Origin of the sequence: Novosphingobium sp. 32-60-15 (assembly GCF_002280675.1) — a bacterium.
In the GTDB taxonomy this organism is placed as follows: domain Bacteria; phylum Pseudomonadota; class Alphaproteobacteria; order Sphingomonadales; family Sphingomonadaceae; genus Novosphingobium.
This window is the reverse complement of record NZ_NCEN01000011.1, coordinates 68,628-90,320: the sequence shown is the minus strand read 5'-3', so window position 1 is coordinate 90,320 and position 21,693 is coordinate 68,628. Positions and strand designations below refer to the sequence as shown.

Annotated in this window: 24 protein-coding genes; 1 reads left to right on the top strand and 23 read right to left on the bottom strand. The window is 60.8% G+C overall.

Features of this window, described 5'->3' with window-relative positions:
• Positions 1-13: 13 nt before the first annotated feature.
• From B7Y89_RS10205 to B7Y89_RS10160, 10 genes are all read right to left on the bottom strand, one after another.
• Positions 14-802, bottom strand: a complete 789-nt coding sequence (locus B7Y89_RS10205) for an HAD family hydrolase (RefSeq protein WP_292938191.1) — start codon at positions 800-802, stop codon at positions 14-16.
• Positions 799-1,788, bottom strand: a complete 990-nt coding sequence (locus tag B7Y89_RS10200) for a hypothetical protein (RefSeq protein WP_292938189.1) — start codon at positions 1,786-1,788, stop codon at positions 799-801. The genes B7Y89_RS10205 and B7Y89_RS10200 overlap by 4 nt, the downstream gene beginning before the upstream one ends.
• Positions 1,789-1,835: 47 nt before the next feature.
• The gene (gene queC / locus B7Y89_RS10195) at positions 1,836-2,546 is read right to left on the bottom strand and encodes a 7-cyano-7-deazaguanine synthase QueC (protein WP_292938187.1); all 711 of its coding nucleotides are present in this window, start codon (positions 2,544-2,546) and stop codon (positions 1,836-1,838) included.
• On the bottom strand, positions 2,543-2,917 hold the full coding sequence (locus tag B7Y89_RS10190; protein WP_292938185.1) for a 6-carboxytetrahydropterin synthase: 375 nt from the start codon (positions 2,915-2,917) through the stop codon (positions 2,543-2,545). The genes queC and B7Y89_RS10190 overlap by 4 nt, the downstream gene beginning before the upstream one ends.
• Complete coding sequence (queE, locus tag B7Y89_RS10185; RefSeq protein WP_292938183.1) at positions 2,917-3,549, bottom strand: 7-carboxy-7-deazaguanine synthase; 633 nt, start codon at positions 3,547-3,549, stop codon at positions 2,917-2,919. The genes B7Y89_RS10190 and queE overlap by 1 nt, the downstream gene beginning before the upstream one ends.
• Positions 3,546-4,634: a DGQHR domain-containing protein DpdB gene (dbpB, locus tag B7Y89_RS10180; protein WP_292938181.1), complete on the bottom strand. Its 1,089-nt coding sequence runs from the start codon at positions 4,632-4,634 to the stop codon at positions 3,546-3,548. The genes queE and dbpB (B7Y89_RS10180) overlap by 4 nt, the downstream gene beginning before the upstream one ends.
• Positions 4,597-5,928: a tRNA-guanine transglycosylase DpdA gene (dpdA, locus tag B7Y89_RS10175; RefSeq protein WP_292938179.1), complete on the bottom strand. Its 1,332-nt coding sequence runs from the start codon at positions 5,926-5,928 to the stop codon at positions 4,597-4,599. Before dpdA ends, dbpB (B7Y89_RS10180) begins: the two co-directional genes overlap by 38 nt.
• Positions 5,925-7,037: a DGQHR domain-containing protein DpdB gene (gene dbpB, locus B7Y89_RS10170; protein WP_292938177.1), complete on the bottom strand. Its 1,113-nt coding sequence runs from the start codon at positions 7,035-7,037 to the stop codon at positions 5,925-5,927. Before dbpB (B7Y89_RS10170) ends, dpdA begins: the two co-directional genes overlap by 4 nt.
• Positions 7,034-7,945, bottom strand: a complete 912-nt coding sequence (locus tag B7Y89_RS10165; RefSeq protein ID WP_292938175.1) for a hypothetical protein — start codon at positions 7,943-7,945, stop codon at positions 7,034-7,036. The genes dbpB (B7Y89_RS10170) and B7Y89_RS10165 overlap by 4 nt, the downstream gene beginning before the upstream one ends.
• Before the next feature lie 216 nt (positions 7,946-8,161).
• The gene (locus B7Y89_RS10160) at positions 8,162-8,419 is read right to left on the bottom strand and encodes a hypothetical protein (protein ID WP_292938173.1); all 258 of its coding nucleotides are present in this window, start codon (positions 8,417-8,419) and stop codon (positions 8,162-8,164) included.
• A gap of 152 nt (positions 8,420-8,571) precedes the next feature.
• On the opposite strand from B7Y89_RS10160, the gene B7Y89_RS10155 reads away from it, so the two are divergent.
• A complete protein-coding gene (locus tag B7Y89_RS10155) occupies positions 8,572-9,468 on the top strand; it encodes a LysR family transcriptional regulator (protein ID WP_066652654.1) in 897 nt (298 codons plus the stop codon).
• Here B7Y89_RS10155 and B7Y89_RS10150 read toward each other — a convergent pair.
• The 13 genes from B7Y89_RS10150 to B7Y89_RS10090 form a co-directional block, all read right to left on the bottom strand.
• Positions 9,456-9,683, bottom strand: a complete 228-nt coding sequence (locus B7Y89_RS10150) for a DUF2274 domain-containing protein (RefSeq protein WP_006964542.1) — start codon at positions 9,681-9,683, stop codon at positions 9,456-9,458. The genes B7Y89_RS10155 and B7Y89_RS10150 overlap by 13 nt on opposite strands.
• Positions 9,680-11,005: a TrbI/VirB10 family protein gene (locus tag B7Y89_RS10145; protein WP_292938168.1), complete on the bottom strand. Its 1,326-nt coding sequence runs from the start codon at positions 11,003-11,005 to the stop codon at positions 9,680-9,682. Before B7Y89_RS10145 ends, B7Y89_RS10150 begins: the two co-directional genes overlap by 4 nt.
• Positions 11,002-11,919, bottom strand: a complete 918-nt coding sequence (trbG, locus tag B7Y89_RS10140; protein ID WP_292938167.1) for a P-type conjugative transfer protein TrbG — start codon at positions 11,917-11,919, stop codon at positions 11,002-11,004. The genes B7Y89_RS10145 and trbG overlap by 4 nt, the downstream gene beginning before the upstream one ends.
• Positions 11,916-12,599 (bottom strand): conjugal transfer protein TrbF, encoded by a 684-nt coding sequence (trbF, locus tag B7Y89_RS10135; RefSeq protein ID WP_054109445.1) that lies wholly within the window; start codon positions 12,597-12,599, stop codon positions 11,916-11,918. Before trbF ends, trbG begins: the two co-directional genes overlap by 4 nt.
• Positions 12,600-12,620: 21 nt before the next feature.
• Positions 12,621-13,901 carry a P-type conjugative transfer protein TrbL gene (trbL, locus tag B7Y89_RS10130; RefSeq protein WP_292938164.1) on the bottom strand — a complete coding sequence of 427 codons (1,281 nt, stop codon included), beginning with the start codon at positions 13,899-13,901 and terminating at the stop codon, positions 12,621-12,623.
• A complete protein-coding gene (gene trbK-alt, locus B7Y89_RS10125; RefSeq protein ID WP_292938162.1) occupies positions 13,898-14,152 on the bottom strand; it encodes a putative entry exclusion protein TrbK-alt in 255 nt (84 codons plus the stop codon). Before trbK-alt ends, trbL begins: the two co-directional genes overlap by 4 nt.
• Before the next feature lies 1 nt (position 14,153).
• Complete coding sequence (gene trbJ / locus B7Y89_RS10120; RefSeq protein WP_006964039.1) at positions 14,154-14,873, bottom strand: P-type conjugative transfer protein TrbJ; 720 nt, start codon at positions 14,871-14,873, stop codon at positions 14,154-14,156.
• Entirely contained in the window at positions 14,870-17,326 is a 2,457-nt protein-coding gene (gene trbE, locus B7Y89_RS10115; protein WP_292938160.1) for a conjugal transfer protein TrbE, read from the bottom strand. The genes trbJ and trbE overlap by 4 nt, the downstream gene beginning before the upstream one ends.
• Positions 17,323-17,592 (bottom strand): VirB3 family type IV secretion system protein, encoded by a 270-nt coding sequence (locus B7Y89_RS10110; RefSeq protein WP_006964035.1) that lies wholly within the window; start codon positions 17,590-17,592, stop codon positions 17,323-17,325. Before B7Y89_RS10110 ends, trbE begins: the two co-directional genes overlap by 4 nt.
• The gene (locus tag B7Y89_RS10105; RefSeq protein WP_104960090.1) at positions 17,592-17,924 is read right to left on the bottom strand and encodes a TrbC/VirB2 family protein; all 333 of its coding nucleotides are present in this window, start codon (positions 17,922-17,924) and stop codon (positions 17,592-17,594) included. The genes B7Y89_RS10110 and B7Y89_RS10105 overlap by 1 nt, the downstream gene beginning before the upstream one ends.
• Entirely contained in the window at positions 17,921-18,904 is a 984-nt protein-coding gene (gene trbB / locus B7Y89_RS10100) for a P-type conjugative transfer ATPase TrbB (protein ID WP_292938158.1), read from the bottom strand. Before trbB ends, B7Y89_RS10105 begins: the two co-directional genes overlap by 4 nt.
• 530 nt (positions 18,905-19,434) lie before the next feature.
• Positions 19,435-20,547 (bottom strand): ABC transporter permease, encoded by a 1,113-nt coding sequence (locus tag B7Y89_RS10095; protein ID WP_231023373.1) that lies wholly within the window; start codon positions 20,545-20,547, stop codon positions 19,435-19,437.
• Positions 20,544-21,674 (bottom strand): ABC transporter permease, encoded by a 1,131-nt coding sequence (locus B7Y89_RS10090; protein ID WP_292938152.1) that lies wholly within the window; start codon positions 21,672-21,674, stop codon positions 20,544-20,546. The genes B7Y89_RS10095 and B7Y89_RS10090 overlap by 4 nt, the downstream gene beginning before the upstream one ends.
• Positions 21,675-21,693: the final 19 nt, after the last annotated feature.

Sequence of the window (21,693 nt, the reverse complement as noted above, 5' to 3'; positions counted from 1 at the left end):
CCTTGCGCGAACCTTACAAAGGCTTGGATCGCTTACCTTCTGAAATGAAATTCAATACTATGTTTGGAACTTCGGCAAAGCTAGCAATAACATGATCGGGACGAATGCTTTGCAAGTCGGGTGCCCATCGGGGTTGAAAGCCGCCGGGAAAATATATCGTATTGACCCCAGCAGCCTTGGCCGGCGCGATGTCTCGATCGAGTTGATCGCCGACCATAAAGGCGTTGTCAGGCGCGTCCGTTAGCCGGAGCATGCGACGAAACAGATCCGGTCGCTTTGCTCCCTCGACGATTCGAGTGAAGAAGCCGACAAGACCTAGCTCTTCCGCCGTTCGCTTCACTCGAGCCTGCGCACCTTCTGTCAAGATAAGGACCGTACAGCCAATATCTTTCAACGCTACTAAGCCTGCGTGTACACCCGGCCGTAAGGGGGGGCGATGGCCAAGGTCGTCAAAATATGCACTAATCAGAGGCGGGGCTTGATCATCCGATAATTGTGCCACGCTCGATCCAGTCAGAGCAAGGCGGGCTGCGCGTTCGACATCTTCGCCATGCAAAACGTCTGCTAGCGCGTTGATTAGGAGTCTGGGCGGATAGCGAAGACCGGCATGATGGCGCTCGGCAAGCGCTTGATCCGCGACCCGTACGAAAGCCAAACGGTTGCTATCGATGATTTTCTTTCCAGTCACCTGCTCGATCGCAGCGAGCAAGTTTAGCTGCGCTGCCGCGAAAACACCGTCGGTGTCCCAGAGAGTATTATCAGCATCGATGAAGACCGTCGCGGAGGTGTCGTCTTTTCTCATGGACGAACCGTGACCTTCTGCTCTTCGTTGGACACAGTGCTGGTGGTGGGGGGGGGCGGAGTTGGCATGGTCTGAACTTGCACGGGTTGCGGTAATGTGACGACCTTCACCTCAGTTGGTTGGGTCGTCGGCTTGGTCGACACCAGATGCGTCATCACCCACGCTAGGAGCAGAATATAAACCAATAGGCAGCGGAGCGCATAGGACAGCAGGCTCTGCGCGGGCTGCAGGTAGCGTAGCTTGTCGGCCGTCTTGGCCGCGATCAGGTAAGCCTCACTCACATAGTTTTTGAGATATTCGATCTTCAGATTAGGGTTGAGTGTAGCTGTTTGCGCTTCGCCTTCGCCCTCGACCGTCACGAATGAATTGGCCCAGCCTTCGGGGGTCACGCCGATCATCTCGCGGAAAAACAAATAAGACCGTGTCTTGCTGTTCTGGCGCTCCACTGTCGCTTTCGCCGGATATTTGAAGCGCGTGCGTGATGCATGAAAGGTCACCAGCGCTCCTGACAGCGAGAACAGAATGAACAAGAAGAAGGAGGCGTAGGTCGCCGCTAGCAGCCACCAGTCGCGGGCCGACTGATGCGCGAGCGTCTTCAGCGGATATTCGGTCGCGAAACTTGTGTAGAATGCACCGGCGAGCGCAGTCAGGAAGGTCGAGATCGTCAGTAGCCTTGTCGCCTTCTGGTCTTGGTATTCTGTCTGGGCTTTGGCTTCCTGCAGCGAGGCCCTTGCAAATTCGATCGCCTCGTCGAGGCCAGGATCCTCCGGCTTGAGCCTTGCCCACGCGCCAAAGATGCCCGCAGGCATATTGTTCTTCGGCGGACTGTAGAATCTATCGATTAGCTCGTCTGAAGAAACGCTGCGTGAAGGCGTATCCAGACGTGGATAAAAATCGAGCGGTCGGTCGAAAAAGGAGGAAAATGCAGCAAATAGCCCATTGAGGTTAGCGCCTGTCTTGACCTTGCGAGTTTCTTCCTCCGCCATGGACGTAGGCGTGGACCAAGATGTTTCTCCGGGCACTTTGTTCTCGTTCACGATGCCAAAGCCCTCACAAAGCTGTCATAGCCCCGCGCCCGCAGTTCACATGCGGGGCAGACCGCGCAGCCAAAGCCCCAGCTATGCAATTGGTCGTGCTCACCACGGTAACAGGTATGCGTACCGATCCGGATCAGTTCGACAAGCTGCTGTCCACCAAGCTGGTCGGCGAGCTCCCATGTCCGGGCCTTGTCTAGCCACATCAGCGGCGTGTGAAGCACAGTGCGGCTGCCCATGCCGAGATTAAGCGTGACTTCAAGCGATTTGAGCGTGTCGTTACGGCAATCGGGATAGCCCGAATAGTCGGTCTCGCACATGCCGCCGACGAGATGCCTCAGTTGCCGCCGCGAGGCGAGTGCTGCCGCGAGGGTGAAGAAGAGCAAATTGCGCCCGGGAACGAAGGTATTCGGAAGGCCATCTGCGCGTAACGAGATTTCTGCATCGCGGGTAAGCGCGGTCTCGCTGACCTGGCCTAGCACCGAAAGGTCGAGCATGTGATCGGGCCCAAGTCGAGCTGCCCAAGCTGGGTTCAGATCAGTGACACGCGTCCGAAATTCGTCCCGACATTCGAGTTCGACACGATGGCGCTGGCCGTAATCGAAGCCGACCGTCTCGACAACTTCGAACCGGTCAAGCGCCCAAGCGAGGCAAGTGGCACTATCCTGCCCGCCTGAGAAAAGGACGAGCGCGCCAGTGCTCTCGGTCATGCCGTGATCTCCTCGCCCCAGTAAGAGCAGGCTTCGCCACTGCTGTCGCGGTAGACGCTAACCTTGAACAGGTTGCCGACCTCGGGCGAGAGCCGGTCCCAGATCCAGCGGCTGAGATTCTCCATGGTCGCCGGCCCCAAATCGTTGACCTCGTCCAGGAAGCGGTGGTCGAGCGCGTCGCGGGCATCGGCCATCTTCCGTTCGAGTAGGCCAAGGTCGACCACCATGCCGGTGACCGGGTCGGGCCGGCCGCGCACGGTTACCTCCGCACGGTAGCTGTGACCATGAATGCGCCGGCTCGATTCGGTGTCGATCAACCGGTCGAGGGTGTGGGCGGCGTCGAAGCGAAATTGCTTGCTGAGCTCGAACATCAGCGAATTCCGATCATCTTGTGCGACTGGAGCGAAAGGCGCCAGCGAGGGTTGTCGGTACAATAGGTGATTGCGGCCTCGAGATTGTCGGCTGCTTTCGGCGAGTCCATCGGTTGAAGAAAGAAATGGTCGAATGCGAGATGCTCGAACCGTTCTGGCCGAGCGCAATTCTGCGGGAAAACCAGTTTGAGTTCATTGCCGGTCCTTAAGACGATTTCGGCATCCTCTTTTGGACTGACGCAGATCCAATCGATCCCTTCTGGTGCCAGCTGCGTCCCATTGGTCTCAACGCCAATTTCAAAGTCGCGTTCGTGGAGGGCGTCGATCAGCGCGGTATTCACCTGAAGCAACGGTTCGCCGCCGGTCAGGACGACATAGCGTCGTTCAACTGAACCGCCCCACTCGCGCGCGATCGCGTTGGCGAGTTCGGCTGCAGTCGAGAATCGTCCACCCCCGGTTCCGTTTATCCCGACGAAGTCCGTGTCGCAGAACGTGCATATGGCAGCCGCGCGGTCTGCCTCCCGTCCCGACCAAAGATTGCAGCCGGAAAAACGACAGAACACCGCTACACGGCCCATCTGTGCGCCTTCGCCCTGCAGGGTTTTGAACAGTTCTTTGACGGCGTAACTCATGACGCCCGGCCCTCTGGCTCGAGCAACGGGGCTGGTGCTGGCTTACGGCGGCGGCGCAGATCGGCCTTAACGACGCCGACCAGATAATGTTTGAGAAGTGCGACGTCGCGATTGACGTTCTGGAGCGAATTCCAACGCCGTGTTTCGCCGTTAAAGTTCCATTCCCCGCTCGTCCACGCAGTCTTACCTCTCAGACATTCGATGCCCTCGCGGAATTCCTCGACGCTGCGGGCATCCGAGCGCTGGGCAAGCACTTCCATGACATCCCCGAGCGCTTGGATGCCTGCGCCGTGCAGCAGGCGCGATGTGGCAGGTTTGTGCCCGTGCCAATCTTCGAAGAACGTCGTCTTCACCGCTTCGAAGAAGTTGGACACGAGGCGAACGCAACGTGAAATGCCTTTCGGGTCACGGATCATCTCTCGCATCACACCGTTGCTCAGCGATTCCATGATGACCTTTTGCATGACCGTGTCGGCGATCATGCCGTCCGGCTGCGTATGTTGTTTGATGCGCCCGCTAAGAGCTGTCTTTTCGAAATTGAGCCGCGCCGTGATGTCGGCGGCAACCGAACGGCGGCTGAGCCGAGGGGGGAGATTGTCGACGGTTGGCAGCAGTTCGTAGATCAGGGATTTGGGTAGTGGTTTAGTGTTGTTGATCAGCACGAATTGACGTCGAAGCTCGGCCTCATCGCGGCAGATGAGGGCGGAGACAAAAATCTGGAAATCCCGGTTCACGCTCGCCAGCGCCGAGAGGCGCTGCTGGCCGTCGACGACTAATCCAGGAGTGCCTTGGCTCATATCGATGGACAATCTGACAAGGCCTTCACCAAGTTCCTCGACCATGACACGGTCTGTGAAGGCGACCACAATCGGATTGGGAAGGACCGAGTTGGGCTTGTCGAGATAGTCGCGGATCTCGCGGATATGTGCCGCCACTTGCGGGCGCTGAAACCCGCTGAGTTCACCCTGCGCGTCTCGCCCAATACGCTCGATCGATGCGAAACGGAGTACGTCCGCGGCACTAGCAGCGAAACTGAGCACGGTATGCTCATTGCTCTGCTGCGCACAGACGGTGAGGTAGGTCATCGGTGGGGTAGACGGCACGCTTCAAATCCAGTCGTTCAATGTGTTCGTGATAGATTGCGAGGTTATGTATCCCGCGGCGCTTGTTACGATTGCTGCCGCGAAAGATGATAACGTCGATCGCAGCATCCTGGCAGATTCTGCAGGAGCATTGCTTCCAAGGCTGTTCCGTGAGGGTAACTCGGTAGCGTTCTGCCAGGCGGGTCAGCACAATGCTGTCCTTGCAGTCTTCATACGGCTTCTCCTCCACAAGAGGGGCGCTGTAGACGAGCACGTTGTGGAGAGTTTCCTCTAGGTCTGCTTCGCCACGGTCGAACGCCCTCAACGAATTGAGTGCCAATGCTTCTAACCGGACGAGTTCCTCGGCCCGAAACATGCCCTTTTTCACACCACGCTGGAGTTTGGGGTTTTCGATCGCCTGGGGCACCCGTATCGAGGTGAAATAGCGCAGACCAGGGCCGTTGCCGGGCAGATAGTAATTCTGCTTGGCGTCCTTGAAGGCCCGGATCAGCGGCGATGTCGTATCGAAGCTGGCAATGTCGTAGCCGTGGAAGCTGTCGATATCGTCGGCTTTGGCAAAACCCAGAATGTGTAGTCGAGTTGCCGACGGGATGACGTCGCGGATCGCCTGAAGGCAAAGCTTAATCTCTGGGGATTTTAGAGGGACCATGCCACCAAGTGCCAAATAGTCGTATCCCATTGCGACTAACCGGCGCGCAGCTTCCGCCATGCTGCCGGGCGACCAGCCCTGCACCACGCCCATGGGGGTAAAGTCCGCGCCGATTGCAATTGTCTCGCGGCGGAAGCCATCGGCATTTTCGAGGGTGATCTCGAAGCGCTCTTTTGCGTTTTCGGAGCCACCTGCAAGGCCAAACTCGCTGGCGTCGAAATCGAAAATGATATGGTCGACCGAACAGCCATGGGTGAAGCCACACTCGTCGTAGAACTCAGCCATTTCGGCGGGCGTATAGGGAGGGCGCTCTTCCTGAACGTAGGTGAAGGCGCCGCAATCGCCGAAGATATTTAGATGGGCGAATTCCGGCTTGTCGAGCCGCAGAAATTTCCTCGCGCCGACGAGATGGAAACGGCGCGCCTGACTGGCGGTATATTTTCCTTTGACGCGGTGATCGCCGATGATGCCTCGCGAGACAAGCACGCCATCATAGGGAGCGTAGCCGAGGATCTCGTGCGGATAGGCGTCGTCCCAATACGGCTGGCGGTCTGCAGGACTGCGATCAGCGATGAAGTCGAACGCTGGATCCACATAGTCTAGACTATCGGCGAAAATGAACTTCATTTTGACGCTCGCGCCAGATCTCGCTCGAGATGGAACAAATGATCAGTAAGCTTCGTAATATGCTGCGAAGTTGACTGAATTTCGTTCCATTCGAGGCCCAAGCCTTCCCAGGCACCTTTGGTCCAACGGCAATGCGGCGCCAAACGCGCAAGCATGGTGCGCACAGCTGCAGCCTTGTCAGGCGCCGAGTCAGCCCGAAGCATTAATGGGTCCATAAGTGCCCCCATTGCCCGAATACCTGCTGAGTGCATAAGTCGACTTTCGGTAGGTTGCTTACCCCACCCCTCAGGAAATGTGTCTCGAACAGCACGCCAATAAAGCAGCAGGGCGTCATACATTGCAGCCGTGTCATTGCCCGAACCGCTTTGCTTGAATTGGCCAAGTGCACCTGCAGCAGTTTTTAGGCTGACCTTCATTACCTCAATGAGCGCAGTATCGGTGACGATACCTGTCCGATCCGATTCACGCTTGATCAAGCCATGGAACGGTGAATTCGGATCGGCGTTGAGCGCAGCGCATAACGCGCTCGGCAGTTGTTTTGCGGCAAGATCCCGTGGCAATAGAACGCTTACTTCAGGAAGTAGTTCGTTGATCAACGCTGTTGGAAGCGGCTTTACCTTATTTACTAAAATGAATTGCTCACGCTGCGTTGTTAGCGCGTCCGAAACAAACCCCACTACTGGCACTGCAATCGCTGAGTTTCTGGCGGCACCGAGAGCAAGGGAGCGCTGTTGGCCGTCCACAATCCACGCCGCCCGACGCCCCTCGGGATAGATAGGAATTGACAGTGTGCCGGTTTCACCGACTTCAGAAGCACCGCCTGGCGTTCGCCCGCGTGACTTCGAGAACTCTACCTCGGGTGAAAGGGCAAGAATGATTGCATTCGGGAAAAGCACCGGACCGCTATCCAAGAAGGCGGTAATATCCTTTACATGGTCACGAATCTCGCGGCGCTGGAAACCCTTAAGTTCATTGTCGTCGCGCCGGATACGGCTGATATCCGCGATTCGATTGATATCAGCTCCATAGATGAAAAAGGCATAGACACCGATGCCTTCACCTTGCTCGGACCGGACCGCGCGGATTTTGAGGCATTTCCTGTTGGTCATGACCGCTCTCCGCGAACTTGGCGCGCCAAAGTTGCAAATCGCCCTTGTTCACAGGCAACGCCTAGATCGTCACGAAAAAGCCGCAGCAGCTTTGACGATTTACCCTCTGCTGAATCCCAATGTTGCCGCATCAAGTTGAGCAGTTCAGAATCATCTCTGCGAATGCGGCTTTGTATCTTGGGCATACGCCAGCCAGCTAGCGCCGCATCGACGGCGGCCGCGTCTTCGGTTGCCGTCCCACAGGTCTGAAGGCCAGCGAAATGGCGCAAGGCCCGGGCTGCGAAGTCGCTTCGGGTTCCGCGTATATCACTATCGGGTCCATCAAGCCGATCATCATAAGGCATGACATAATTGCGCAACCCCTCTGGAATGCGCGACCTTGGAGTCCGGGTAAAGAGCCGAAGGCGAGCGAAGCGATCGATGGGCAAGCCCATAACCTCAGCCACAACCATCTCCATGTAACTTTCAGGGAGCGATGCCAGAATGGGAACATCGTCTGAGCCAGCAGCTACCAGAAATGACACAGCATATGGCGAAGATCGCTGCAGCGCGTCCCACCAATCAGCCTTCCGATACCGAGCCATAATTCGAGATGAAATGCTGTCAGGCGCATTTTCAGAGACAGTGCAAGCATAAGCAGGGATTTGCTCGAGTGCATCGATCAAGCCCAAACCCGCCGAAACTACAAAGAGCTTCGCATCAAGCACCTTCGCGGCATAAGATGCATCTTGAAACGATCGACCTCCGTAAACTTCCAGTGCCGAATAGCGAGGCGCGTTGCCGCGAAGTTTCTGCGCCCATTGCTGTGACACTTCACCGACATCACCTTTGACAAGCGACATCGCACAAAGCGCTGGATCGACGGGCTTGCGTTTTCGATTTGTACAGGTTGTGATAACGATGGCCAAAATTGTCGCTCATTGGATGAATGATTATCAGCATTTATGCTACAGCATCTGGCATCATTTTGCTACAATTAATGTCCCTTGATCAGGGTCAAGGTGCAACGATTAATGCGCCAGCGCTGGGGGTCAAATCCGACGCCAAACCGGGCTGTGTCCGAAAACCATGTCGCCAATCTGGTCCTTCGAAACTGTGCCCTCACCCTTTCAATCGTAGGTTGATCAAGCAAAGCCGATGCGGCGGAATGCCGAAGCGATCCTCTTTTCGCTGCGCCTCAAATTGTCGGAATTCTGACTGCAACCGAGGCCGCAAATGCCATGTTTTGGAATACGGGTTGCAATGCCGTCGGAGCCGCTTCCTATTGATATGAGCAGGTGTCCATTGAAGCTGACGGTATTGAGCGACTGAATTGCGCTGACAGCTAGCGCTACGTTTAAGGCATTCCTTTCAACCGCTTTGCTCCAAAATAGATCAATCATATTTGCACGTAAAATTCAGTATCAGCTTGATTGGTCAAGCATAACTCCAGAATGACGTTGTATGCGGCGAAATCTCCGGCAATTTATATTGCGATTTCAGTCCGATTACGCCTCAATGCCGGCAAGAAAGAGAACGGGGGAGCATTAGCAGCATGACGATCGAGGTTCGGCAACTCCGCTACGCCGTTCTGACCGCAGATACCCGCAGCTTTTCCCGTGCTGCCACGGCGCTCAACATGAAGCAGGCGACGCTGAGCCTGCGGGTTACGCAACTTGAGGACAAACTCGGCATCAAGTTGTTTACGCGTTCGACGCGGGGAGCTGAGCCGACCGAGATGGGCCAGGTCTTTCTGGAGTCTGCGCGGCGCATCATCACCGACATCGACAATCTGCAGACCACTGCGCGAGCAGTCAGCTATGGCGAACAGGGGCGTCTCGCTGTCGGTTACAGCTCCTCGCTGATGGCAGGCAATCTGAAGCAGACCTTCTCTGAGTATCTGACCCGATTTCCTGACGTCCAATTCGATGGCGAGGAAGCCGCTCCGGAAAAGCTGCTGAATGCCTTGCAGTCTCGGACCATCGATGTCGCGGTGGCTCCGGCCGGGATGGAAGAGAGCGGCATTCTGGCGCGCTCGGTCTGGTCTGACAGGCTGATGGTCGCCTTGCAGTCGGGCCATCGGCTTCTTGAAAGCGACCGGATCTACTGGAGTGATCTACGCCGCGAAGTGTTCGTGGTGCCGGGCGGCGGCATTGGTCCGACTCTAGCCAATCTGCTTGCTGCGCGGCTGACCGGACAAGGCGGGCGGCCGAACATCATCGTGCAGAATACCAGCCTCGAAAGCGTGCTGAGCATTGTGTCTGTCGGCCGCTTCATATCCATCGCAACCGAAGCCTCGCAGGGCGTGACATGGCCGGATCTCCATTTCCGTGATATCCACGATCAGAACGGCACGACGCGCCTCGAATTTTCGGTTTACTGGCGCGAAGACAATGACAATCCGGCGCTGCAACGCTTCTTTACCCTGATCAACGAGCGTTACCCCGTCTGAGGTGTCTTGCGCGCTTTGGCAAAAGCCCGGTCAGTTGCGATAAACCGCTCAAGCATGGGCGGAATAAGCCGCTCGGCGGTCGGCGCACCTTTGGCATCCCCGCCGTTTACGGCGAGCGCATAAGCCACCAGATCGCGGTGAAGCCGGGCAGAGAGCTCCAAGGTCAGCCGCACCGGCTTTTCATCTGCCAGATCAGCCAGTTTGAGACGGGTCATCGCGTTCCTCCTGCAAGCACAGGTTCGAGCACCAGATCGCGCGTCACGATGATGCGCAGCGAAAATCCGGGGCGCACGGTCAATGTCGGCGGCACGTTCAATTGCCGCTGCACGACCTGCCTGCCGGTCTGGCTTACGGTGTCCTGCGTGCCGAAACGCAGCGCTCGGATGAGATCGCTATCGCCGTTCGAGATCAGCTCTGTACCAGCCCCCAGCAATGTCGAAATGAGCGCGGCCTTGAGCATGTTGCCCCAATGATAGTTGGTCTGGTCTTCAAGGCCGGCCATACCGGCAGCATCAGCGCCGGGCAGGCGATCAAGCAGGATCGATTGACCTCCGGGAAGGATGAGGCGGTCCCACGCCAGCAGCACGCGGTTCTGTCCGGCGGCTACGTCGCTGTCATATTCACCGATCAGCCTTGAGCCTTGGGGGATCAGAAGTATGCGGCCGGTGGGGCTGTCATAGACATTTTGCGTAACCTGCGCCGTGATCTGACCTGGAAGGTCGGACCGGATGCCGGTGATGAGCGCTGCCGGTATCACGCTTCCGGCCTGTACAATGTAAGGCGATGCAAGACGCATGATGCGCTCAGGGCTTTCCGTGCTGCGGTTGCCGCGCTGTCCGAGAAATGCGCGGCGGCTTGACGTGGCTGTTGGTGCAGACGGTTGAGCTGGATCCGCACCTGGTATCGAAGATGATGGCGCTGGCCCTAGTGCGGTTGCAGACCGACTGTCGGTCGTTCCGGTCTCTCCGGCAAGAAACAGGCGACTGGTCCGGGCGCTATCACGCTCCTGCGCCGCGCGCTCACGCGCTTGCTCGGCGGCGGCAATCCGCGGATCGGGCTGTCCTGCGGCCGGGGCGGTGTCAATGGGCGGGATCGGGACATTTTGCCCGCGCTGCTGCGCGGCAACGATCGGGCCGCCGAGATCACCGGGCAGTGCAGGACCTAATTTTGGCACGTCGCCGTAGTTGGCAGGCGCACCGTTGACCGAGTCCGCGCGGTTGCGGCTGTTCGTGTCGTAGAGATTCTCGGCTGGCGCGTGGTTCTTGGGCTGAAGTGCGTAGATCAGCGAACCGCCAATCCCGACGCTGGCGATGACGCCAAGGATTGCCAATGCCTTGCGCGACAAGCGCATGACGCGCGGCGGTTCCCCGCCAAGGCGAAACCCGTCCGGGCTGGCCAGTGCAACCGGGCGCTCGTCGTCAGGCTCGTCGCCTTCGGCATCGACCTCAACGTCTGTTTCAACGTCGGTCTCGACTTCAGCCTCAACAATCCGGTTGGAGACCGGTGGCACGCCATCATCCTGCGGTCGCGTGTTCATGAGCGGCTCCGGCGGCGTGCGCGTTCACGCTCAATGCGAACCTGCTTGACGCTGTTGCCTGCGCCAAGCCGCAATTCGGCACGCTCAAACAGCCGGTCGACAATCATATAGCGGCCTTGCACGCGGTAGTTCACCAGCTCAGCTGCCTGATCCGCGCCAATCACGAACAGCGGCGGCATATCGCCGCTGGCAATGTCACCCGGAAACTCGATGAACACCTGCCGGCTGTCATCGAACACCCGCACTGGTCGCCATCCGGGATGATCGCCCCCGATGCGGTAGCGAAAGTTCAGGCTTGAGAAATCGATTCCCGCCGCCACCGGAGCCGTGCGTTCACGCTCGGCCTCGGCAGTACGCAGGGCGATCAAGGCGTCCTGCGGATAGGTCCAGGAGACTGCGGCCATATAGGTCGAGTTCGTCGCGCTGAGTTCAAGATGATAGGTGCGCCGATTTGTATTGATGATGAGGTTGGTGCGAATGTCGGCCCGCGTCGGCTTGACGAGGATGTGAACGCGGCGCGATGATCCGCTCCCGCTTACCGTGTCGCCGATGATCCAGCGGACCGTATCGCCCGATGCGACCGGCCCCGGTCCGACGAGTTCCTCGCCTTCCTGCAGCATGATGTCGGTAATCTGCCCCGGTGCGGTGTAAATCTGGAACAGGGCTCCATCGGTATAGGCATATTGCTGGATAGCATTGAAATAGCTGGTGCGCTCCGGTTCCACGCGCGCAGCGGCGTTGGCCCTACCAACACGGGTGCGCGGGTCGGCAGTCTCAACGGTCTGCGCCGATGCAGCAGGAAATGCATGGGGCTGAGCGCGCTGTTCGCGCGCCATGGCTTGGGCAGGGATGCAGATCAGTGTTACCGCTGAGAGCATAATCGATGTGCGGAGGGCGCGCGTCGGGCGGATCATTGGCTAAGCTCCTTTGACCAGTTGATGGCGTTGATGAACAGGCCGAGCGGATTCTTGCGCAGGGCATCGGGGGTGCGTGGTGGCTGCACGACGGTGGTCAGGATCGCTGACCACCGCGAAGTCTCGAGAAGTGCGCCATCCTGGTAACGCCGCTCAGTCCATCCAACGCGGAAGCTGTCGTTCGACGCACGAACGACGCTCGACACATCGACCGCGACCTGCACCTTGCCGACTTGGGCAAAGGGATCGTTGTTGCGCGCATAGTCATTGAGCGCCTGCGCGCCGCGGTCGGTGGTGAAGTCGTAAGCCCTGAGCCAGTCTTGCCGCAGCACGATCGGATCGGCGGGAATGGCGCGCACCTGCTCGATGAAGCGAGCAAGGTGGAACGCCATTTGCGGGTCGGTCGGGCGATAATCGACATCGGCAGGCGCGATGGCCTGTGCCTGGCCGAGCTTGTCGACCTCGACCACCCAGGGCGTGATCGTGCCGCGCGCCGATTGCCAGACGAGACCGCCTGCCAGCCCTCCCGAAAGCGCAAGGCAACCGAAGAAGGCGAGCCGCCAGTTTTTCGCCTGCACCCGTGCGGAACCGATGCGGTCGTCCCAGACCTGGGCGGCGCGTTGATAGGGCGTGACGGGCTCGGGACTGGTCCCGTAGCGGATAGAGGGGCGTCGAAACATGTAGGATCCTTTTCGGAAGTTTCAGCTTTTGTCGGAGATGTCGGGGCCAGAGCCGCCGCCGTGGCTGTCGCCGCCCTTGAGGGTGTGCGAGGCCATGTTGGCACCCTGCGTCATCGCCTGACGGCGCTTCATCGCGGTGGCCCATGCAGGAGGACCATCGGCAGCGCCGGTCGCTGCCGCATTGGCAGGCGTCCCGGCCTTGCCAGCGGCATAGTTCGCTTTGAGGCTCTCCGCGGCGCGGCGAAGTGGTGACGCCGCGCTGCTCGCGGCTGATTTTGCGACATTGGCGAGACCCGAAGCAGCCGCAGCCCGTCCGGTTTTGCCAGCGGCTCCGGCTGCATAGGCACCCGACGCGCCGCCTGCCGCGCGAGCACCGCCCGTGGCCGCGCCCGCCATGGCCGAGCCGGCGGCACCTGCCGCGAGCTTGGCACCTGCGATACCGCCCGCAATCGTCGCGCCAGCAGCGATCGCAGTGCCTGCCGCCGCCCCTGCGCCAAGCTGCGGTCCGCCCGACACAATGCCGTTGGCGATGCTGGGACCAAAGATACCAAGGCCGAGCAACGTCAGCGCTGCGAGCGCAATCGCCATGACCTGTTGGATGTCGGGTTCTACCCCGAGTCCGGCATTGATGAACTGTGTGAACAGGGTCGTGCCAATGCCGGTGATGACGGCAAGCACCAGGACCTTGATGCCGGAGGAAATGATATGGCCAAGGACGCGCTCGGCCATGAAGGCGGTGCGCCCGAAAAAGGCGAACGGCAGAAGCACGAAGCCGGCGAGCGTCACCAGCTTGAACTCGATGATGGTGACGAAGACCTGAATCGCCAGCACGAAGAAGGCGATCACGACGATCAGCCAGGAGATCAACAGGATCAGGATCTGCACGAAATTGGTGAACAGACCTACCGGCCCGACAAGATCGGCGGTGGCATCGAGCAGTGGCTGCCCGGCATCAAGACCGGTTGCGGCCACAACGCCGGGGCGCATGAAATCGCCGATGGCCATGCCGCTGCCACTGGCCTGCAGGCCAAGCCCGGCAAAGCTCTGGAGCATAATGCCAGCGAGATTCGAGAAGTTGCCAATGATGAAGGCGAAAGTGCCAATGTAGAGCGTCTTCTTGATCAGGCGCTGCAGCACATCTTCATCGGTGCCCCAGGCCCAGAACAAGGCAGCTATGGTCACGTCGATGACGATGAGAGTGGTCGACAGGAAGCCGACCTCACCGCCGAGCAGGCCGAAGCCGCTGTCGATATACTGGGTGAAGACCGTCAGAAACTGGTCGATGACGCCGGTATCATTCATGGCTGCCGCTCCCTTCCATGGAAAAATCGGCGGCGCTCAGCTTCCCACACCGCATCGCATCCCGATTCCGGCATGGTGATCGTGCTGCAGCGCTTGAGTTCTGCGGCGTGAGGGTTCGGAGATCCTGTCTCGTCCGCGACATAGGTCGTTGTGTCCTGCCGAGCCGGCGGCCGCGTTGCCGACACAACCGCGACCGCGATCAGCAATCCGCCAAAAGCAGCGGCTGCCGCCAGCTTGACCGACCGGCTCATGTCAGTTCCGGGTCCGGAAGCGGCGGAAACGCTCGCGGCCCTCGGCCTCGGTCGCGGCATTGCGCGCGGCCTCGATCGACTGCGCGCGGCCCTGCGCCGCAATGGCGGCGGTCAGATCGGCCAGTTGCTGGGTTTGCAAAGCCAGTAGCTGATTGCCGGCCTGTGCCGCCTGCAAAGCCCCGGTCGCTGACTGGCTGGCGCCGACCAGTGTCGTGATCGAGCTGCGGGTCGCACCCAGATTGCCGACGATCCCGGCCTGAACCTTCATTGCGTCTTCGAAGGCGCCGACGCTGTCCTGCCATCGCGCATTGGCGTTAGCGACCATCTGGGCCTGCCCGCCGGTCAGTGCCGCCCCCTTGTAACGGCCGTTGAACACCTGCTGCACGTCGGTAACGTCATAGGCAATGCGCTGGGCCTGGTTCAGCAACTGGCGGGTCTGGTCGACCTGTTGCTGCAGCGTCTGGATCGTCGAGACCGGCAGACTGGCAAGATTGCGGGCCTCGTTGATGAGGCTGGTCGCCTGGTTCTGGATCTGCTGGATCTGGTTGTTGATCTGCTGCAGCGTCCGGGCGGCGGTCAGCACGTTCTGCGCGTAGTTGCTGGGATCATAGACGATCCCGCCAAACTGGGCCTGCGCCGGCGCGGCGATCATGGTGCCTGATACCAGCGAAGTGGCGATCGCCGTCGCCATAAGAGCGCGGCGGAGGACGGGGATTTTCATGGGCGGTTTTCCTTGTCAGTTAGTGCGGGCGGCGGGGGAGGAAGCAGCTCGGCCGCCCATTCGAGGCTGCGGTTCTGGAGCCAGGCCGCTGCAAAGCCTTCGCGGCCATGGGCTGCGACAAGTTCGGCGATGCGGATCTGATCGGTTTTGGAAGAGGCGGCACTGAAGGCGAGTGCGACATCGCCCAGGCCCAGCTCGAACAGCCGGTTGCCGCGCCGCGACTGGCAGTAGTATTCGCGTTTCGGGGTAGCCCGGCTCAGGATTTCGATCTGGCGATCATTGAGGCCGAACCGCTCATAGACCCGTGCGATCTGCGGTTCGGCCGCGCGCTCGTTGGGTAGAAAGATGCGCGTCGGACAGCTTTCGATTATGGCAGGCGCGATGGCCGACGTCTCGATGTCGGCAAGGCTCTGGGTCGCGAAGATGACGCTCGCATTCTTCTTTCGCAGCGTCTTCAGCCATTCGCGCAGCTGCGCGGCGAACGCTGGGCTGTCGAGCACGAGCCAGCCTTCATCGATGATGATCATGGTCGGCGAGCCGTCGAGCCGCCCCTCGATCCGGTGGAACAGATAGGCGAGCACAGCAGCGGCCGATGACGCGCCGATTAGACCTTCGGTTTCGAAAGCCTGCACGGACGCCTCACCCAGACGTTCCTGTTCGGCATCAAGCAGCCGTCCCCACGGACCGCCGATGAGATACGGGGCGAGTGCCTGCTTCAATTCCTGGGATTGCAGGAGGACCGCGAGACCGGTGAGTGTGCGCTCGGCAGGTGGTGCGGACGCAAGCGACGTCAGGGCCGACCAAAGATGCTCTTTGGCAGCAGGGTCAATCACCATGCCTTCGCCGGCCAGCATCGCCGCCAGCCATTCAGCGGCCCACGCGCGTTCGCCGGCGTTGTCGATCCGTGCAAGCGGCTGCAGGGCGACGGCAGCGCTGTCGCATTCCTCGGCATGCAGCGCGCCGCGGAGATCCTGCCAGTCGCCGCCCATGCCGAGCGCCGCAGCGCGGATCGATCCACCAAAATCGAAGGCGAAGATCTGGCTGCCTTTGTAGCGCCGGAACTGCAGCGCCATCAGCGCCAGCAGCACGGATTTGCCTGCCCCTGTCGGGCCAACGATGAGGCTGTGTCCGACATCGCCGACATGAAGGGAAAGGCGGAACGGGGTCGAGCCTTCGGTCTTGCCGTAAAGCAAGGGGGCGTCACCGAAATGCTCGTCCCGTTCCGCTCCCGCCCATACCGCTGACAGGGGGATCAGGTGGGCGAGATTGAGTGTGGAAATGGGCGGCTGCCGGACATTGGCGTAGACATGGCCGGGCAGCGATCCGAGCCATGCCTCGATCGCATTCATGCCTTCGATCGTGCAGGTGAAGTCGCGGCCCTGAATGACCTTTTCGACCAGCCTCAGCTTCTCCGCCGCCAGCGCCGGGTCGCGGTCCCAGACCGTGACCGTCGCAGTGACATAAGCAATGCCGGCATGATCTGCGCCAAGCTCCTGCAGCGCCATGTCAGCATCGGCCGCCTTGTTCGAGGCGTCCGAATCCATCAGCACCGACTGCTCGTTGGTCATCACCTCCTTGAGGATGGCGGCGACCGATTTGCGCTTGGCGAACCATTGCCGCCGAATTTTCGAGAGCAGCTTGGTGGCGTCGGTCTTGTCGAGCATGATTGCCCGCGTCGACCAGCGGTAAGGGAAGGCTTGCCGGTTGAGCTCATCAAGCAGCCCGGGAAAGGTCGCCGTCGGAAAGCCAGTGATGGTGAGCGTGCGCAAATGATGGGCGCCGAGCATGGGTTCGAGACCGCCTGTCAGCGGCTCATCGGCCAGCAGCGCGTCGAGATAGACCGGCGTTTCGGGCACGCGAACGCGCTGCGTCCTGGTCGATACCGTGCTGTGGAGATAGGTCAGCGTGGCAGCGTCATCGAGCCACGCGGCCTCGGGCATAAATCCCTCAACCAGATGCAGCACGCGATCGGTACGATCAGCGAAGGATTTGACGAGTTCCTTGGGATCGACCCCGGTCGACGCCTTGCCTTCGTAGAGCCAGCCTTCGGCGCGCGCGGCTTCCTCGGGCGGCGGCATCCACAGCAGCGTCAGATAATAGCCGCTTTCGAAATGCGCGCCTTCCTCACGAAACTGTTCGCGGCGTTCCCTGTCGACCAGTGCCGACACAGGATCGGGAAAGCGGGATTGCGGATAGGCTTGTGCCGCGGTGCGCTGCGCTTCGACAAAGACCGCCCATCCCGAGCCCAGCCGCCGCAGGGCATTGTTGAGCCGGGAGGTGACGGCGACGAGTTCAGCGGGCGTGGCACTGTCGAGATCGGGACCGCGAAAGCGCGCCGTGCGCTGGAACGATCCGTCCTTGTTGAGCACCACGCCCGGCCCCACCAGTGCGACCCAGGGGAGGAAGTCTGCGAGACTGGCGGATTTGGTCCGATATTCCTGAAGCGACATCATGGCCGCACCCAGGTCGGATATTTGAGATGGCGGCGCGCGACATCGACAAACTGCGGATCGCGGCGTGCAGCCCAGACCGAAAGCACATGGCCGATTGCCCAGATGGCAAGGCCAGCGAGCCAGAGCCGCAAGCCGAGGCCAATCGCGCCCGCCAGCGTGCCATTGACGATGGCGAGTGCACGCGGCGCACCGCCTAGCAGGATCGGCTCGGCCAGTGCGCGGTGGACCGGGGCATAGAAGCCGGGGATGTCGTCTGCCGATGTCATCAGATCAGCGCTCCGCCGCCGAAGCTGAAGAAGCTCAGGAAGAAGCTCGATGCGGCAAAGGCGATGGAGAGGCCGAACACGATCTGGATCAGCCGGCGAAAGCCCCCCGACGTGTCCCCAAAGGCAAGGCTGAGGCCGGTGACGATGATGATGATCACCGCAACGATCTTGGCGACCGGCCCCTCGATGCTCTCGAGGATCGACTGCAGCGGAGCTTCCCAAGGCATCGACGAACCGCCGGCATGCGCCGGAGTGGCAGTGGCCACCATCACGAAGGCAGCGGTAGCAGCGAGCGCAACGCGATTGGTGCCGCGCCGAAGGGCATGGATCATAGGGAGTCTCCTTGGGTTTGGGTGGTGGGAATCAGGCGGTAGTCGCCGGTGACCGGGTCGAGCCCGTCGATGCGGGCCAGTTCGGCGAGGCGCCGCCCGGTGCCATCGCGCACCAGCACGGCAATGAGGTTGATGGTCTCGGCGATCAGCGCGCGCGGAACGGTGACGACCGCTTCCTGGATCAACTGTTCCATCCGCCGCAGCGCACCGATTGCACTCCCGGCGTGGATCGTCCCGATCCCGCCGGGGTGGCCGGTGCCCCAGGCCTTGAGGAGATCAAGCGCCTCGGCGCCGCGCACTTCGCCAATCGGAATCCTGTCAGGGCGAAGGCGAAGGCTGGAACGAACCAGATCAGAGAGCGAGGCAACGCCATCCTTGGTCCGCATCGCCACAAGGTTTGGGGCGCGGCATTGGAGTTCGCGGGTGTCTTCGATCAGCACGACCCGGTCGGTGGTCTTGGCGACCTCGGCGAGCAGGGCGTTCGTGAGCGTCGTTTTGCCGGTGCCAGTGCCCCCGGCGACAAGGATGTTCAGCCGCTGTGCAACGCCCGAACGAAGCCTGTCTGCTTCAGACGCGTACATGATTCCTGCGCTGACATAGTCATCGAGCAGGAACACCGCGACGGCGGGCTTGCGGATGGCAAAGGTGGGAGCCGCCACCACCGGTGGCAGGAGGCCTTCGAACCGTTCTCCGCTTTCCGGCAGCTCCGCTGACACGCGCGGTGCATCGCCGTGAACTTCGGCACCCACATGATGGGCAACCAATCGGATGATGCGCTCACCATCGGCTGCGGTCAGGCGTTCACCGCTGTCGGACAGTCCGATGCCCAACCGGTCGACCCACAGGCGTCCATCAGGATTGAGCATGATCTCGGTGATCTGCGGGTCAGCCAACCAGGTCGCGATCGATACGCCCATCGCCGTGCGCAGCATGCGTGCGCCACGTGAACGTGCTTCAATTCGGACTGGCTCAGCGCCCATCGGATACCCCGCTTCAGGAGCGGGACAAGATCGTCCGGCTCGACGGGGACGAGTAAGAGACGCAGAAAAGGGGCTAGTTCAACAAGGATTTAGCGTCGTAGCAGTGGGGGATAGAAAAACAGGGAGGAGCGTAGTTCGAAGCTCTTGGACTAGGGCTTTTGCGCCGACGACGTCGTCATCCAAGCGGCAGCCTACGACCAACTCAAGTCGTTCTCCGACGCTCGTGGAATGACCGCTCCTGCCAAAAATGGCCGTTCGGGTTTCGTTCAACCGCAGAGTCGCGGAGCGCCCGATCGGTGTCCTTCAATTTCTGAAGGCATGATCTCGAAACCAGTTATTCATTCAGGAGGTGGAATTACGCGCTCGCGGCTGGAGCCAAGTCACTGAGCGATCGTCAGATCCCAAGACGAAGGGGTAAGAGGCCGTGAGACGACAGCGGCAGAGCGTCCCTCGTCCGCCCGTAAAGTTTAAAATCGGCCGTGAGATGTGAATGGCTCGCTACCAAACAGGGGGCATGTTCAGTCGGCGGGCTATGGCGCTCCGCAAGGCCGCAGGCGATAGCGCGATACCGCGATCGCACCGTAAAAAATGGTTAGCAGCGCGAGATTGATCAACGCACCTCGCTGCTCGACCAGCGTTGCGCCCATCTGGTTGACGCCAACCATCAGTTTGATTCCCGGCGTCGTCGGCAGGAGGCGCGCCAACAGCGATAGCCAGTGCGGCGTCGCCTCGCTTGGCCAGGACAGACCGGACAGGAAGAAGATCGGGACCGAGGTGACGATCCACAACTGGATGGGGCGCTCACGCGTGCGGAAAAAGCTGGCGAGCGCCAACGCGCCGGCGACCGTCGCGGATATGAACAGCGCTGCGGACACGACCAGCGTCAGCGGATCGGCAGCCCCGCGCGGATAATCCTGAAACCAGAAGACGAAACCAGTGAAATAGGCGATGTCCGCGCACCCGATGACGAGAAAGGCCAGCGCGATGCCGAGCAGGGTGCGTGGCGCGAAGCTGAGCGTTCCCTGGCGCTCTCGCATCGTTGCGGCAAGCACGGTGAGCCCCATCAACAAGGTCTGCTGGATGATGAGAAAGGCGACACCGGGAAAGATCGTGCTGCCGTAGCCCTCGCGGGTGTTGAACAAGGGGCGCTGGATCATCGCCAGCGGGGCGGCGGCCGGCGCCCCGCTGGCCATCGCCTGGGCAACCGCAGCATCGCGTCCGATCTCTCCCAATGCCGCACCAATGCCGGCAAGCGCGGTCGAACTGCGCAGCAGATAGGCGCCGTTGCCATAGAGCGCGACGGTCCCTTGACCGCCGGACAGGATGCGCTGTTCAAAGCCTTGCGGAATCACCACGATCGCGCTCACCCGCCGTTCTTCCAGCCAGCGTAGCGCGACGGCGGGGGACGGGAGCCGCGCGACCACTTCCGCCTGTTGCAACGCGCCGAGCCGGGTCTCCAGCGATCGGCTGGTGGCGCTATGATCCAGATCGACCACCGCCACCGGCATCCGCACCGGCACCTCGCCGGAATAAGCGGTGGGGTAGAAGAAGGAATAAAGAAGGCACGACCCGATCAGCAGCAACAGCGCCGAGCTGTCGGCCAAGATTGCGCGGAAGGTGGCGAGGAAGGCGCGGCCGATCATCGTCGCCCCCAGGTTTGCGGTCGGCGTGCAGCCGCCAGGTAAAGCGGCAGCCCGATGCCTGTCCCGACGATCAGGAAGGCGAGCATAGCGAGCAGCTGCCCGGCAGATTTCATCGCGGGCGCGCCCATGCTCCATTGTTCCGACAGCAGCTTGGCGAATGCCGAATAGGGCAGGAGCGCACTCCAGATCCGGGCGAAGCTGGAGGCGGATTCGATCGGGAAAATCGCGCCCGCAAAGGCGAAGGAGGCGCCCGCGTAAAGCCCGGCGATCGATAACGTCCTGCCCATCGACAAGGTGAGGCCGACGATCAGCAAGGTCACGCCGATATAGGCGAGGTACATGGCGACATAGCCGATGAGCAGCAGAATCACGCTGCCCGCGACCGGCCAGCCGCGCAGCCCGGCGAGATAGCCGGTGGCCAGCAATCCCCAGCCGGTGAAAATTGCCAGATATGGCGTCAACTTGCCCGCCACCGCGGCGATCGCCCTCCGCCGATCCTCTCCGCCGATCCATGCGCCGATCGTGCCGTCGCGCAACTCGCGGCCCAGTGCGCTCGCGACGGCAACCATGAAGATCAGGTGCAGCAGCGCGGGGTGGATCAGCGCCACGAGTTGCAGTTCGTAGCTGCTCTGCGGATTGAACAGGATGGTGCTCTGCGCGGCAACCGGCGGCCGGCGCACCTGGCCGGGCCCGGCGAGAGCGGCGGCCTGCTCGGTGCCGAGCGTTGCGGCATAGGCCTGCACGACCGCGCCAATCTCGCGCAGGGCTGCCCCCGAAGCGGTCGAATAACTGGCGTTGTAAAAGGTGGTGATGCTGCCGGTCGTCCCGCGCAGCACCGCGCGCTCGGTATCCGCCGGGATCAGCACGACTGCATAGGCGCGGTTGGAGCGTACGATCCGTTCGGCCGCCTGCATATCTGGCACCTGCGCCACGACACGCAGCCCCGGCGCCGCATCGAGCCGGCGGGTCAGTTCACGCGCGACGGCGGTGCCGTCCAGATCGACCACCGCAATCGGCAGGTCGCGCATCACGCCCGCGGAAAACTGGATCGCCACCACCGCCATCAGCAGCAATGGCACCCAGATCACCAGCGCACGGTCCCAGAAACTGGTGGCGAGGAAACGCATTTCCCGGCGAAGCGCGCTG

Coding starts and splice junctions, on each gene's coding strand:
- B7Y89_RS10205 (WP_292938191.1), bottom strand. CDS start 802: ATGAGAAAAGACGACACCTCCGCGACGGTCTTCATCGATGCTGATAAT.
- B7Y89_RS10200 (WP_292938189.1), bottom strand. CDS start 1,788: ATGGCGGAGGAAGAAACTCGCAAGGTCAAGACAGGCGCTAACCTCAAT.
- queC (WP_292938187.1), bottom strand. CDS start 2,546: ATGACCGAGAGCACTGGCGCGCTCGTCCTTTTCTCAGGCGGGCAGGAT.
- B7Y89_RS10190 (WP_292938185.1), bottom strand. CDS start 2,917: ATGTTCGAGCTCAGCAAGCAATTTCGCTTCGACGCCGCCCACACCCTC.
- queE (WP_292938183.1), bottom strand. CDS start 3,549: ATGAGTTACGCCGTCAAAGAACTGTTCAAAACCCTGCAGGGCGAAGGC.
- dbpB (WP_292938181.1), bottom strand. CDS start 4,634: ATGACCTACCTCACCGTCTGTGCGCAGCAGAGCAATGAGCATACCGTG.
- dpdA (WP_292938179.1), bottom strand. CDS start 5,928: ATGAAGTTCATTTTCGCCGATAGTCTAGACTATGTGGATCCAGCGTTC.
- dbpB (WP_292938177.1), bottom strand. CDS start 7,037: ATGACCAACAGGAAATGCCTCAAAATCCGCGCGGTCCGGTCCGAGCAA.
- B7Y89_RS10160 (WP_292938173.1), bottom strand. CDS start 8,419: ATGATTGATCTATTTTGGAGCAAAGCGGTTGAAAGGAATGCCTTAAAC.
- B7Y89_RS10155 (WP_066652654.1), top strand. CDS start 8,572: ATGACGATCGAGGTTCGGCAACTCCGCTACGCCGTTCTGACCGCAGAT.
- B7Y89_RS10150 (WP_006964542.1), bottom strand. CDS start 9,683: ATGACCCGTCTCAAACTGGCTGATCTGGCAGATGAAAAGCCGGTGCGG.
- B7Y89_RS10145 (WP_292938168.1), bottom strand. CDS start 11,005: ATGAACACGCGACCGCAGGATGATGGCGTGCCACCGGTCTCCAACCGG.
- trbG (WP_292938167.1), bottom strand. CDS start 11,919: ATGATCCGCCCGACGCGCGCCCTCCGCACATCGATTATGCTCTCAGCG.
- trbF (WP_054109445.1), bottom strand. CDS start 12,599: ATGTTTCGACGCCCCTCTATCCGCTACGGGACCAGTCCCGAGCCCGTC.
- trbL (WP_292938164.1), bottom strand. CDS start 13,901: ATGAATGATACCGGCGTCATCGACCAGTTTCTGACGGTCTTCACCCAG.
- trbK-alt (WP_292938162.1), bottom strand. CDS start 14,152: ATGAGCCGGTCGGTCAAGCTGGCGGCAGCCGCTGCTTTTGGCGGATTG.
- trbJ (WP_006964039.1), bottom strand. CDS start 14,873: ATGAAAATCCCCGTCCTCCGCCGCGCTCTTATGGCGACGGCGATCGCC.
- trbE (WP_292938160.1), bottom strand. CDS start 17,326: ATGATGTCGCTTCAGGAATATCGGACCAAATCCGCCAGTCTCGCAGAC.
- B7Y89_RS10110 (WP_006964035.1), bottom strand. CDS start 17,592: ATGACATCGGCAGACGACATCCCCGGCTTCTATGCCCCGGTCCACCGC.
- B7Y89_RS10105 (WP_104960090.1), bottom strand. CDS start 17,924: ATGATCCATGCCCTTCGGCGCGGCACCAATCGCGTTGCGCTCGCTGCT.
- trbB (WP_292938158.1), bottom strand. CDS start 18,904: ATGGGCGCTGAGCCAGTCCGAATTGAAGCACGTTCACGTGGCGCACGC.
- B7Y89_RS10095 (WP_231023373.1), bottom strand. CDS start 20,547: ATGATCGGCCGCGCCTTCCTCGCCACCTTCCGCGCAATCTTGGCCGAC.
- B7Y89_RS10090 (WP_292938152.1), bottom strand. CDS start 21,674: ATGCGTTTCCTCGCCACCAGTTTCTGGGACCGTGCGCTGGTGATCTGG.